This window comes from Kocuria sp. SM24M-10 (assembly GCF_001027955.1).
Taxonomy (GTDB): Bacteria; Actinomycetota; Actinomycetes; order Actinomycetales; family Micrococcaceae; genus Kocuria; species Kocuria oceani.
In genome coordinates this window covers 1-12,821 of the sequence record NZ_LDNX01000107.1, presented here as the reverse complement: position 1 = coordinate 12,821, position 12,821 = coordinate 1, and the positions used below count along the sequence as shown (strand labels likewise).

Here is a 12,821-nt window from a genome sequence, read left to right as displayed (position 1 = left end):
CGGCCGGTGTTCGTGGCCGGCCGCGGGGCGCGCGGGGCGCGGGCCGAGCTGGCCGCCCTGGCCGAGCGCACGGGCGCGCTGCTGGCGACCTCCGCGGTGGCCAGGGGCCTGTTCGCCGGCGAGGAGTTCGACCTCGGCATCTCCGGCGGCTTCTCCACGCCGCTGGCCGCGGAGCTGATCAGCGCGGCCGACCTCGTGGTGGGCTGGGGCTGCGCCCTGAACATGTGGACCACCCGGCACGGACGGCTGCTCGGCCCGCAGGCCGCCGTGGTGCAGGTCGACCTCGAGGAGACCGCGCTGGGCGCGCACCGGCCCGTGGACCGCCCGCTGGAGCTCGGGGTCGTGGGCGAGTGCGGGCAGACCGCCCGCGACGTCCTGGCCGCGCTGGAGGGCGCGCCCGCGGCGTCGTCGTCCTGGCGCACCCCGGAGCTGGCGGCACGGATCGCCCGGGAGGGGCGCTGGCGGGACGTGCCGTTCGAGGACCTCTCCACGGGCGAGCGGATCGACCCGCGGGTGCTCTCCCGCGAGCTGGACGCGCTGCTGCCCGCCGAGCGGGTCGTGGCGGTCGACAGCGGCAACTTCATGGGCTACCCCAGCCAGTACCTCTCCGTGCCGGACGAGCGCGGGTTCTGCTTCACCCAGGCCTTCCAGTCGGTGGGCCTGGGCCTGGCCACCGCGATCGGCGCGGCCCTGGCGCAGCCGCACCGGCTGCCCGTGCTGGGCACCGGGGACGGCGGCTTCCTCATGGGCGTCGCGGAGCTCGAGACGGCGGTGCGGCTGGGCCTGCCGCTGGTCTGCGTGGTCTACGACGACGCCGCCTACGGCGCGGAGGTGCACCACTTCTCCGGTCCGGGCGCCGGTGACGTCCCGCTGGACACGGTCGTGTTCCCCGACGTGGACATCGCCGCGGTCGGCCGCGGATTCGGCGCCGAGGGCGTGGTGGTGCGCACGGTCGAGGACCTCGCCGCCGTGCGCACCTGGGCGGACGGGCCCCGGGACCGCCCGCTGGTGATCGACGCGAAAATCGCCTCCGACGGCGGGGCGTGGTGGCTGGCCGAGGCCTTCCGGGGGCACTGAGCCCACCGGGTCCGCGCCGGGCGCGGGCCCCGGTCAGGACGGCCCGTCGTCCGGCAGCCGGGTGATCCGGACCCGCTCCACCCGGCTGCGGTCCACGGCCAGGACCTCGAGCCGGCACCCGTCCACCTGCACGGCGTCGCCCGGGCGCGCCACCCGGCCCAGCCGGTCCATGACGAACCCGCCCACGGTCTCGTAGTGCCCCTCCGGGATGGTGAGTCCCGTCTCCTCCGGCACCTCCTGGATGATGAGCCCGCCGTCGACCAGCACGGCCTCGCCCGAGCGCAGCACCGTGTCCTCGTGCTCCCGGACCCCGGCGTCGAACTCGTCGTAGATCTCTCCCACGAGCTCCTCGACCAGGTCCTCCAGGGTCACGATGCCCGCGGTGCCGCCGTACTCGTCGACCACGAGACCGATGTGCTGCCCGTTCTTGCGCATCGCCTGGAGGGTGCGCAGCACGTGGTTGGTCTCCGGCAGGAAGGGGATGGGCCGCACCACGTCCCGCAGGGTGCGGGGCGGGGCCTCGATCACGCCGTCACCGTCGGCGTCGGCCTGCACGAGGTCGCGGATGTGCACGAAGCCGAGCACGTCGTCCACGGTGGCGCCCGTGACCGGGTAGCGGGAGTGCGGCAGGCCCAGCGCCGTGCGGTACGCCTCGGTGATGGACAGGGTGCCGTCGAGGAACTGCACGTCGGGGCGGGGCCGCATGACCTCGGCCAGGCGCCGCTCCCCGGCCTCGAAGACGTCCGTGAGGATCGAGCGGGAGACGGGCCCGATCCCCCGGGTGTCCACCACCAGGTCGCGGATCTCCTCCGCCGAGACCTCCTCCCCGACGGCGTGGGGGTCCCCGCCGACCAGCCGCACCACGAGGTTCGTGGACGCCGAGAGCAGCCAGATGACCGGGCGCATCAGCTTGGCGAACAGGTTCAGCGGCGGGGCCAGCAGCTGGGTGAAGCCCACCGAGCGCTGCATGGCCAGGCGCTTGGGCACGAGCTCCCCGAAGACCAGGGACAGGTAGGCGATCACCAGGGTCATCCCGATCAGCGCGGTGGTCCGGGCGGCGGACTCAGAGAGCCCGGCCCGCTCGATCAGCGGGGCGAGGTCCGGGGCGATGGTGGAGGCGCCGTAGGCCGAGGAGAAGAACCCGGCCACCGTCACGCCGATCTGCACCGCCGAGAGGAACAGGTTGGGGTTGCGCACGAGCGCCGCGGTCCGGGCGCCCTTGCGCCCGGAGCGCTCGATCCGGCGGATCTGGCTCTCGCGCAGGCTCACGATCGCCATCTCGGTGCCGGCGAAGACACCCCCGACCACCACGAACAGCAGGACCAGCAGCAGGTTGACCAGGGTGTCGGAGTCCATGCCGCCCACGGTACCGGCCGGTCCCGGGACGCCAGGAGATCACCGGCGCTTCACCTCGCGTCGGCCACGCCGTCACCCGGCCCGGCTGGACTGGCGGGGCACCGTCCCCGAGCTCGAAGGAGCACCCCCGTGTCCGATCCCCTCGTTCCCGTCCTGCGCGCCGTGACCGCCGGAGCCCTCGGCGCGGCGACCGTGCTGACCGTCGCGGCGCCGGCCGTCGCGGCCCCCGCCGACGCCGACCGCCCGCTCGTGATCGGCCACCGCGGCGCCGCCGGCACCGCGCCCGAGAACACGGTCTCCGCGTTCAAGGACGCCCGCGCCGCCGGCGTGGACTACCTCGAGATCGACGTGCAGCTCAGCGCCGACGGCGTGCCGTTCCTCTTCCACGACGACACCCCGGCGCGCACCACGGACGTGGCGGAGGTCTTCCCGGGCCGGGAGAACGACCCGGTCACCTCCTTCACCTGGGCGGAGCTGCAGCAGCTCGACGCCGGGTCCTACTTCGGCCCGCGGTTCGCCGGCGAGCGGATCCCCCACCTCGACGACGCCGCGAAGGTCGCCACGGTCAACACCGGGGTCTACATCGAGATCAAGTCGCCGCGGAACTCCCCGGGCATCGAACAGGTCGTCGCCGACGCCCTGGCGCAGGACAAGGACTGGTCGAAGCTGCTGGCGGCCGGCAAGGTCACCGTGATCGGCTTCGACGAGGCCTCCAACCGCACCTTCGCCGGTCTCGCGCCCGAGGTCCCCCTCCAGCAGCTGACCGGGTCCGTGCCCGACGCGGCCACGATCCAGCGCTGGGCGGGTTTCGTGGACTCGGTCGGCACCAACTACCGCGCCCTGGACGCGGAGGACGTCGCGCGCGTCGACGCCGCCGGCCTGGACCTGGGCGTGTACACCGTCAACTCCCCGGAGGCCGTCCAGCACGTGCTCGAGCTCGGGGTGGACATGGTCACCGGCGACTTCCCGATCCAGACCGACCGCCTCCTCGACGGCCTGGACCCCTACCCGGGCGACCACGGCGTGGAGATCTCCGGCGCCGTCAACGACGTGCCCGGCGACGACGTCCGGTTCGGGACCGGTGAGCACGTGGTGCTCACCAACACCGGCCCCCGCACCGTGGACGTGAGCGGCTGGATCCTGCGCGACGCGGCGAACAACGTCCTGTCCGTGGGCGCCGGCTACGAGCTGGCCCCGGGCGAGCAGCTGCGGGTGTACACCGGCCCCGGCACCGACACCGACGACGCCTCCTACAACGGCCGCTCCGCCTCCGTGCTCAACAACGGCGGCGACTCCGTGGCCCTGTGGACCGACGAGGACCGGCTGCAGGACGTCTTCGCGAACTGAGCCGCCCCGGTCCGGGGACCGTCCCGGACCGCGGGTCCTCCGCTGACCGCGGGTCTTCCCCGGACGGCGGGCGCGCACTACGGTGGAGCGCACGCTGTCGAGGGAGACCCGCGGAGAGGCAGGGACGCCGTTCATGGACCCGGTCATCGAGATCGCCGAGGACGACCTCTACGGGCTGATCGACGCCCTCACGCACAGCGACTGGCAGCCCTCCCGCGGGCAGTTCCGGATCAACGTGGTCTACCGCGGGCACGCGCTGGCCGACCACGACCTGCACACCAGCCTGTACCGGCTCCGGGGCGGGGCCAGCGACCGGGTCGAGTCCCACATCCTGCGCAACTTCCGCAAGTACGCCGCCCGGGACACCTCGCCGGGGGACTCCGACTGGAACTGGCTGTCCGTGGCCCAGCACCACGGGCTGCCCACCCGGCTGCTGGACTGGACGAACTCCCCCTACGTGGCGCTGCACTTCGCCACCGCGGACCCCCGCTGCTACGACGCCCCGGGCGCCGTGTGGTGCGTCGACTACGCCGCGGCCCACGAGCTCCTCCCCGCCGAGCTGCGCCGCGAGATCCGCGCGCACGAGGCGGGCCTGTTCACCACCGGCATGCTCGGCCGGATCGCCTACACCCTCGAGGACTTCGACCGGTGCGTGAGCGGCGGCGCGCAGACCGCGCCCCTGTTCTTCGAGCCGCCCTCGCTGGACGAGCGGATCGTCAACCAGTCGGCCGTCTTCTCCGCGATGCCCGGGGCGAGCGCCTCCCTGCACGACTGGCTGGGCGAGCACCCGGAGCTCTACCGCAAGGTGATCATCCCGGCGGGGCTCAAGTGGCGGATCCGGGACCACCTGGACCAGGCCAACGTGACGGCACGGGTGCTCTTCCCCGGCCTCGACGGGCTCTCCCGGTGGCTGCGGCGCTACTACGGGCCGCGACCGGAGATGTCCCGGTTCGAGGGCCCGGCCGCGCCGGGCATGACCGAGGGCCCGCAGGCCCCGGTCGGCTGAGCCGGCCGAGCGGGTCCGCCGGCTCACCAGAGGTGGCGGCAGGCCCCGTTCTGGCAGGAGAACTCGGGGGCGCGCCCGTCGGGCAGCATCATCGACGGGGACGCCAGTTCGACGTCGCGCGCGGTGTCCCAGTCGTCGGGCATGATCTGGACGTAGACGAGCTCGAAGCCCGTGGCGCCGCAGCGCGGGCACGGCGCGGTGGTGCCGCGCAGACCGTCGGACGGGGTGGTGCTCATGGCGGGTCTCCCGGGGAGAACAGGCACCGGGCGCTCCGGGGCCGGTGGGCCCAGTCTAGTGACCCCGGACGGGGACCGGCCTCAGCCGCAGGAGACGGTGAAGACCCGGGCGTCCCCGGACAGCTCCACGGCGGTGGGGGCGCCCCGGTGGAGCAGCGACTCCCCGCCGCCCAGCGTCCACTCGGCCTCCGGGGTGCGCACCACCGCGCGGTCCCCGACGGCCAGGAGCACGGCGGTCCCGCGCAGCTCGAACGGCACGGCGCGGCCCGGCACGAGCTCGTGGGCGACCAGGGACAGCCGCTCGTCCCACAGCGGGTAGACGCGCGCGCCGTGCTCGTCGGCCGGGGGCTCCACCACCTCGGGGTCGGACTGCACCTCGGCCAGCACCGCCAGCAGCTCCGGCACGTCCACGTGCTTGCCGGTCAGACCCGCCCGCAGGACGTTGTCCGAGGAGCTCATCACCTCGACGGCCGTTCCGCAGAGGTAGGCGTGGACCTGTCCCGCCGGGGTGTGCAGGGCCTGGCCGGGGGCCAGGCGCACGTGCCGCATGCACACGGCCACCAGCAGGCCGCGGTCGTCCGGGTGGCGGTCGTGCAAGTACCGGACCAGCGCGGCCACCGGGTCCTGCGGGCCGGCGGCGCGGGCCGCGGCGACGGTCTCCGCCACGGCGTCCGCGGCGGCGTCGTCGTCGAGGGCGAGCACCCGGGGCAGCACGGGACGCTCGCCGTCGGCGGCCGCGCGCAGCCAGGCCAGGCCGAGCCGGTCGGCCGTGGCCCGCAGCCGCTCCGCCGGCTGCACCCCGGTGAGCAGCTCCACCTCCGTGAGCGCCACCACGGTCTCGGGCTTGGCCGAGCGGTCCTTGTAGTTGCGCCGCGGGTCGTCCCGGGGGATCCCCGCCCGCTGCTCGCGCTCGTAGCCCTCCTCCGCCTGCTCCGGGGAGGGATGGACCTGGATGGACAGGGGGGCGTCGATGGCCAGGATCTTCAGCAGGTAGGGCAGTTCGCCGCCGCGCGCCGACGCGGGCAGGAAGCCCTCGGGATCCTCCTGCACGAGCCGGTCCAGCGGCCGCTCGCGTCCGTCGAGCAGGACCACCGACGGGGCGGAGGGGTGCGCTCCCACCCACAGCTCGGCCTCGGGCTCGGGGCTCGGCACGGGCTCGCCCCGGAGCCGGGCCAGCACCTCGCGCGAGCCCCAGGCATAGTGCTGGACCGGATTGCGCATGCGGAGGATCTCACCCATGCCCGTCATCCAATCACAGACCACCCGCCGGTCCGGCGGCGACCCGGGACGGTCGTGGCCTAAGATCGGCGCTTGTGACTATCGATCTCTCAGCTTCGTTCAAGGCCTACGACGTCCGCGGCATCGTGGGCGAGTCCATCACCGCGGAGACCGTCCGGGCCACCGGAGCCGCGTTCGTGGACGTCCTGGACCTCGCCGGCCGAACGGTCCTGGTCGGAGGGGACATGCGCCCCTCCTCCCCGGAGTTCATGGACGCCTTCGCCGAGGGCGCCGTCCGCCGCGGCGCGGACGTGCTGAAGATCGGGCTGATCTCCACCGACGAGCTGTACTACGCCTCCGGCACCCTCGACGCCGCCGGGGTGACCTTCACGGCGAGCCACAACCCCGCCGCGTACAACGGCATGAAGATGTCGAAGGCCGGGGCCGTGCCGGTCTCCTCCGAGACCGGGCTCTACGACATCCGCGACCTGGCGCAGCGCTACCTCGACGAGGACGGGATACCGGCCGCCCCGGCTCCGGGCACCGTGACCGAGCGGGACGTCCTGGCCGGCTACGCGGAGTACCTGCGCTCCCTGGTGGACCTCTCCGGGACGCGCCCGCTCAAGGTGGTGGTCGACGCCGGCAACGGCATGGCCGGACTGACCACTCCCGCCGTGCTGGGCGACGCGGTCCTGCCGGCCCTTCCCCTGGAGATCGTGCCCCTGTACTTCGAGCTGGACGGCACGTTCCCCAACCACCCCGCCAACCCGCTGGAGCCGGAGAACCTCGTGGACCTCCAGCGCGCCGTGCAGGAGCACGGGGCGGACCTGGGCATCGCCTTCGACGGCGACGCCGACCGCTGCTTCGTGGTCGACGAGCGGGGCGGGACGGTCTCCCCGTCCGCCGTCACCGCGCTCGTGGCCGAGCGGGAGATCGAGCGGGCCCGGGCGGAGGGCGTCGAGACGCCGGTGATCATCCACAACCTCATCACCTCCCGGGCCGTCCCCGAGCTGGTCACCGCCCGCGGCGGCCGGCCGGTGCGCACCCGGGTGGGCCACTCGTTCATCAAGGCCGTGATGGCGCAGGAGTCCGCGGTGTTCGGCGGCGAGCACTCCGCCCACTACTACTTCCGTGACTTCTTCAACGCGGACACCGGGATGCTCGCCGCGATGCACCTGCTGGCGGCGCTGGGCGAGCAGGAGCGCCCGCTGAGCGAGCTGATGCACCAGTACGACCCGTACGCGGCCTCGGGGGAGGTCAACTCCACGGTCGAGGACAAGGCGGGCGCCGTCCGCCGCGTCGTGGACGCCCTCGCGGACCGGGACGTGGTGGTGGAGACCCTGGACGGGACGACGCTCAGCTGCCCGGACGAGGGCTGGTGGTTCAACCTGCGGCCCTCCAACACGGAACCGTTCCTGCGCCTCAACGTCGAGGCGAAGGACGTCGAGACCATGGAGCGGGTCCGGGACCGGGTTCTGGGGCTCGTGCGCTCCTGAGCGCGGCGGGACCCGCAGGCCTTCCGGGGCCGGCAGCACGGAGCCCCGCGGGACAGCGCGTCCCGCGGGGCTCCGTGCTGCCGGGACGGGCTCAGGCGACGGCGGCCTCGCGGGCGTCGTCGTGCAGCATCCACTGGTCCGGGCCGAAGATCTCGTAGGCGATGCTGCGCCCGGGCACGCCCTGGGCGACCGCGGCGGAGCGGGCCGCCCGCATGAACGGCAGCGGACCGCACAGCACCACCTGGGCACCGGACGGGAGCCGCACTCCGGTCAGGTCCATGAACCCGTCGTGGTCGCCCTCGCCGGGGGCCTCCATCCAGGTCTCCAGACGCGCACCGGGCAGCTCGGCCACGAGCAGCTCGTGCAGCTCGCGCAGGGGCCACGTCGCGGCCGAGCGGTCGGCGTGCAGCACCAGGACCTCGCGCCGCGACTCCTGGCGGACGAGCCGGTCCAGGAACGCCAGCATGGGCGTGACCCCGATGCCGGCGGAGACCAGCACGAGCGGCCCGTCCCCCTCCGGGAGCACCACGTCGCCGTAGGGGTTGGAGACCTGCAGGACGTCGCCCAGCCGGACGTCGTGGTGCAGCACGGGGGTGACCTCACCGCGCTCGTCGAGGCGGACGGCGATCCGGCGGGTCCCCTCGGGACCGGGCACCAGGGTGAACTGGCGCGGCTGGTGCACGCCGTCGGGCATCCGCACCTGCACCGTCACGTACTGCCCGGCCACGGCGGGGGTCATGGGGGTGCCGTCGGCCGGCTCGAGGGTGAGGGCGACGGTGCCGACCCCGGCCTGCTCCTTCGCGGCGACGCGGAACGGGGCGACGACGACGTCGTTGGCCCGGGCCCCGTACAGCCCCTCCTCGATCCTGATCATGGCGTCGGCCATCAGCCAGTACACCTCGTCCCAGGCGGCGACCACCTCGGGGGTCGCCGCGTCACCGAGGTCCCGGGCGATCGCACCGAACAGGTGCTCGTGGACGACCGGGTAGTGCTCCGGGAGCACGCCCAGGGACGCGTGCTTGTGCGCCACGCGGGAGAGCAGCTCGTCCGGGTAGCCCTCCGGGTGGGACAGCAGCCAGGACGCGAACATCGCGATGGAGCCCGCGAGCGCCTGCGGCTGGCTCCCGTTCTCCTGGTTCGCCCTGCTGAACATACCGTCGAGCAGATCCGGGCGCGCCGCGAACATGGAGCGGTAGAACTCGGGGGTGATGAACGGGATCCGCTCGGCGACCACGCCGATGGTCTGCTCGATGACGGGGCGGGACTTCTCGGACAGCATCGTTGCCTCCTGGGGTGCCGGTATCTGACACCCCGAAAATAGCATTTCAGATGCTTTATTAAGGAACCGGTGCCGCCGGGACCGCCGGCCGGCCCTCCGGCTCTCCCGGGGGCCGCATCCCGATGGACAGGAGCACCGGCCCCACCTGCCGCTCGCTCACGAGATCGCGCACCCGCACGTCGTCGAGCGCCCGGTAGAAGGCCTCCCGGGCGTCCGCGAGCGCCCGGCGCAGCCGGCACTCGTGGTCCAGGGGGCAGTGCCCGTCCGGGGCCTCGCACGCGACCATCGCCGAACCGGCCTCGAGCTCGCGCAGCAGGGTGCCCACGCCGGTGTCCAGCCCCGCGGCGGTGATGGACACCCCGCCGGTGCGCCCGCGGCTCGAGGCGAGCAGACCGAGCCCGCTCAGCCGGCCGACCGTCTTGGTCACGTGGTGGTAGGGCGCGCCGACCCCCTCGGCGATGGCACGGGTGGTGAGCCTCTCCCCCTCCGGGGCGCCCCCGGTCAGCAGCAGGACCCGCAGGGCGATGTCGGAGAATGCTGTCAGCCGCACGACCGGCCCCTCCCGTTCCTCATGGCGGCTCCTTCCCGGGTCCCGGCGCTCCCGGCCGTCCGCGGGAACTTCCCCATTCTCCCACGCACGAAGGAGGGGCCCCCGGTGCGGGGACCCCTCCGTGGGTGCGAGAGCCCGGGCCGCGCCGCCCGGGCCACCGGCTCAGACCTGGTGCAGACGGTCCTCCAGGCCGGCGCGCTGCTCCAGGATCGACTCGGGCACGTGGCCCAGCCGGTGGAACCACTCGTCGATGCTGGGCAGCTCCGCCTTCCACTCCTCGGGGTCCACCTTCAGGGCGGCCTCGAGGTCCTCGGGGGCCAGCTCCAGACCGGTCAGGTCCAGGTCCTGCGGGGTGGGCACGGTCCCGATCGGGGTGTCCTGCCCGCCGGCGGTGCCGTCGAGGCGCTCCGCGATCCACTTGACCACCCGGGAGTTCTCACCGAAGCCCGGCCAGGCGAACCCGCCGGTCGGGGTGCGGCGGAACCAGTTGACGTAGAAGACCTTCGGCATGTTCTCCTCGCCCACGCGCTCGCCGATCTCGACCCAGTGGGCGAGGTAGTCGTTGGCGTTGTAGCCGATGAAGGGAAGCATGGCCATCGGGTCCCGGCGCACCACGCCCACGGCGCCCTTGGCGGCGGCCGTGGTCTCCGAGGAGAGCGTGGCGCCCTGGAAGACGCCGTGCTCCCAGCCGAAGGACTGCGAGACCAGCGGCACCGTGGTCTTGCGGCGCCCGCCGAAGACGATCGCGGACAGCGGCACGCCCTCGGGGTCGTCGTACTCGGGGGCCAGGATGTCGACCTGCTTGATCGGGGTGCAGAACCGGGAGTTCGGGTGCGCGGCCGGACGGCCGGACTCCGGGGTCCACTCGCGGCCCTTCCAGTCGGTCAGGTGCTCGGGGACCTCCTCGGTCATGCCCTCCCACCAGACGCCGCCGTCGTCGGTGAGCGCCACGTTCGTGAAGATCGTGTTGCCCCGGGCGATGGCGCGCATGGCGTTGGGGTTCGTGGGCCACCCGGTGCCCGGGGCCACCCCGAAGAGGCCGGCCTCCGGGTTGGTCACGCGGGCCTGGCCGTCCTTGCCGAAGCGGATCCAGGCGATGTCGTCGCCGACCATCTCCGCCTTCCAGCCCTCGATCGTGGGCTCGAGCATCGCGAAGTTGGTCTTGCCGCACGCGGAGGGGAACGCCGCGGAGATGAAGCGGCTCTCCCCCTGCGGGTTCGTGACCTTGAGGATGAGCATGTGCTCGGCCAGCCAGCCCTCGTCGTGGGCGATGGCCGAGGCGATCCGCAGGGCGTAGCACTTCTTGCCCAGCAGGGCGTTGCCCCCGTAGCCGGAGCCGAAGGACCAGATGGACCGGTCCTCGGGGAAGTGCACGATGTACTTGGCCGGGTTGCAGGGCCAAGGCACGTCCTCTTCGCCCGGGGCCAGCGGAGCGCCCAGGGAGTGCAGGCACTCGACGAAGAAGCCGTTCTGCGCGGTCAGCTTCTCGAGCACGGGGGTGCCGATGGTCGCCATGATGCGCATCGAGCACACCACGTACGCGGAGTCGGTGATCTCCACGCCGTAGCTGGGCCGGGCGGCGTCGAGGTGGCCCATGACGAAGGGGATGACGTACATGGTCCGCCCGCGCATGGCGCCGCGGAAGCGCTTGCGCAGCGCCGTCTTCATCACCTCCGGGTCCTCCCAGTTGTTGGTGGGACCCGCGCCCTTCTCGGTCTTGGTGCAGATGAAGGTGCGCTCCTCGACGCGGGCGACGTCGTCCGGGTCGGAGAAGGCCGCGAAGGAGTTGGGGAACTTCTGCTCGTCCAGGCACACGAAGGTGCCGGCGTCCACCAGCTCGTCGGTGAGCCGCTTCCACTCCTCCTCCGAGCCGTCGACCCAGTGGATGCTGTCCGGCTGGGTCAGCTCCGCCGTCTCGCGCACCCAGTCGAGAAGGTGCGCGTGGGTGGTGGGCGCGTTCTCCAGCGCGCTCGTCACAGCCTCGTTCAGCCCGGTGGTCTCCGTCGTTGCAGTGGGGTTGTCAGCCATTGACATGTCTCCTCGTTGAGGCCGTCAGCCGACCGCCCGGGGCTCTCGTGGTGGTGCTCGCCGTCGAACACACGACCCGGTCGCACCGGGCCCACAGTGAGCGGCAGGGAGATGGGCGGCCGGTCTCTACTGTGATGTGGGCTCATCCTATCGTCAGGGCGGGGGCCGCCCCAGCAGGGTTACGCGCGCGGCGGTCCGGGGACCGGGGCGGCCGGCGATTTTGCGCTCCTGCGGCCCGCATGTAGAGTTGTACCCGGCTTGGACGGCGGTGACGCCGGGAAGTCGATGCGCCTGTAGCTCAACGGATAGAGCATCTGACTACGGATCAGAAGGTTGGGGGTTCGAATCCCTTCGGGCGCACCACCCACGAGAGCCCTCTTCGGCACCACCGCCGAAGGGGGCTCTCGTGCATTTCGAGCCGGAGGTTCGGCATTCCACCGGCCGAGAATTCAGTTTTCTTTGCGAATTCCTGAATTTGCACTCGTTATTGACGGAATGCGGCAGCACGTTCCGTGCGACAGGTAATCCGCCCGGCGAAATGCCACCGGCAGGCACCCGCTCCGACGGCACCCCAGGACTGTCGCCAGGAGAACGGCGGCACCGGCCGGTCCCTTCCGCCCAGGACCCGCCCCCGTACGGAAGGCCATTCCGACCTGCGGCGTCGCTCGGAACGTGCACGGTCGGCTCCGTCCACCGCCGCACGTCCGCGCCGGCCCGCCGGGACGGGAGCGCCCGGCCCGGGTGACCTCGCGTGCCTCACTGCCCTCTTTCTCGGTCTTCGCAGCGGCAATTCTTAACCTTGTGAATTTCGCTTGTGCACATGAATGTGCCGTCCCTAGCCTGATCCCACCTGATTCACCTTGGGGAATCAGGTTCATTCACGAGGGGGAACACCATGAAGGATCTGCGGCACACTCTGGCCGGGGCAGCCCTGGCGGGCATGCTGGTGGCGAGCGGCTTCTCGGCTCCGGCGTACGCGGGGGGCGGCAACGGGCACGACAAGGGCGGCTACAGCCACGAGGACGAGCGCAAGAACGGCGAGGTCGACGTGGTCGTGAAGTACCGCCACCACGGCGAGTGGAAGTCCAAGGAGTACGACGACGTCGAGCTCAAGAAGGCCGCCTCCATCGCCAAGGAGAAGGCCGGCGGAGGCGACTGGCACAAGTACCACCGCGACGCCAAGTACACCGACAAGACCGACAAGACGGTCAAGACGGTCGACAAGAAG

At 72.6% G+C, this 12,821-nt stretch carries 11 protein-coding genes and 1 tRNA gene; 6 read left to right on the top strand and 6 right to left on the bottom strand.

Annotated elements, in window-relative coordinates; translation table 11 throughout:
• The coding region (locus ABL57_RS12155; RefSeq protein WP_047803744.1) for a thiamine pyrophosphate-dependent enzyme at positions 1–1,077 on the top strand (1,077 nt) is incomplete at its 5' end.
• A gap of 33 nt (positions 1,078–1,110) precedes the next feature.
• On the opposite strand, the gene ABL57_RS12150 is transcribed toward ABL57_RS12155, so the two are convergent.
• Positions 1,111–2,433 (bottom strand): hemolysin family protein, encoded by a 1,323-nt coding sequence (locus ABL57_RS12150; RefSeq protein ID WP_047803741.1) that lies wholly within the window; start codon positions 2,431–2,433, stop codon positions 1,111–1,113.
• 129 nt (positions 2,434–2,562) lie between these two features.
• Between ABL57_RS12150 and ABL57_RS12145 the strand changes: the two genes are divergently transcribed.
• On the top strand, positions 2,563–3,780 hold the full coding sequence (locus ABL57_RS12145; protein ID WP_238986047.1) for a glycerophosphodiester phosphodiesterase family protein: 1,218 nt from the start codon (positions 2,563–2,565) through the stop codon (positions 3,778–3,780).
• Between the two features lie 133 nt (positions 3,781–3,913).
• Positions 3,914–4,786, top strand: coding sequence for an FRG domain-containing protein (locus ABL57_RS12140; protein ID WP_152683390.1), 873 nt, complete (start codon positions 3,914–3,916; stop codon positions 4,784–4,786).
• Positions 4,787–4,809: 23 nt separating this feature from the next.
• Here ABL57_RS12140 and ABL57_RS12135 read toward each other — a convergent pair whose 3' ends face one another.
• Together ABL57_RS12135 and manA are read right to left on the bottom strand one after the other, a co-directional pair.
• Entirely contained in the window at positions 4,810–5,022 is a 213-nt protein-coding gene (locus ABL57_RS12135; RefSeq protein ID WP_047803740.1) for a hypothetical protein, read from the bottom strand.
• An 81-nt stretch (positions 5,023–5,103) separates the two neighbouring features.
• Positions 5,104–6,261, bottom strand: coding sequence for a mannose-6-phosphate isomerase, class I (gene manA, locus ABL57_RS12130; RefSeq protein ID WP_047803739.1), 1,158 nt, complete (start codon positions 6,259–6,261; stop codon positions 5,104–5,106).
• Between the two features lie 74 nt (positions 6,262–6,335).
• Between manA and ABL57_RS12125 the strand changes: the two genes are divergently transcribed.
• Complete coding sequence (locus ABL57_RS12125; RefSeq protein ID WP_047803738.1) at positions 6,336–7,736, top strand: phosphomannomutase/phosphoglucomutase; 1,401 nt, start codon at positions 6,336–6,338, stop codon at positions 7,734–7,736.
• Between the two features lie 91 nt (positions 7,737–7,827).
• Here ABL57_RS12125 and ABL57_RS12120 read toward each other — a convergent pair whose 3' ends face one another.
• From ABL57_RS12120 to ABL57_RS12110, 3 genes are all read right to left on the bottom strand, one after another.
• Positions 7,828–9,015, bottom strand: a complete 1,188-nt coding sequence (locus tag ABL57_RS12120) for a globin domain-containing protein (RefSeq protein ID WP_047803737.1) — start codon at positions 9,013–9,015, stop codon at positions 7,828–7,830.
• A 58-nt stretch (positions 9,016–9,073) separates the two neighbouring features.
• Positions 9,074–9,565 carry an Rrf2 family transcriptional regulator gene (locus tag ABL57_RS12115; protein WP_047803736.1) on the bottom strand — a complete coding sequence of 164 codons (492 nt, stop codon included), beginning with the start codon at positions 9,563–9,565 and terminating at the stop codon, positions 9,074–9,076.
• A 162-nt stretch (positions 9,566–9,727) separates the two neighbouring features.
• Positions 9,728–11,593 (bottom strand): phosphoenolpyruvate carboxykinase (GTP), encoded by a 1,866-nt coding sequence (locus tag ABL57_RS12110; protein ID WP_047803735.1) that lies wholly within the window; start codon positions 11,591–11,593, stop codon positions 9,728–9,730.
• 287 nt (positions 11,594–11,880) lie between these two features.
• On the opposite strand from ABL57_RS12110, the gene ABL57_RS12105 reads away from it, so the two are divergent.
• Together ABL57_RS12105 and ABL57_RS12100 are read left to right on the top strand one after the other, a co-directional pair.
• A tRNA-Arg gene (locus ABL57_RS12105) sits at positions 11,881–11,956 on the top strand.
• Positions 11,957–12,488: 532 nt separating this feature from the next.
• Positions 12,489–12,821 (top strand): hypothetical protein (locus ABL57_RS12100; RefSeq protein WP_047803734.1); only part of this gene is annotated, 333 nt, incomplete at its 3' end.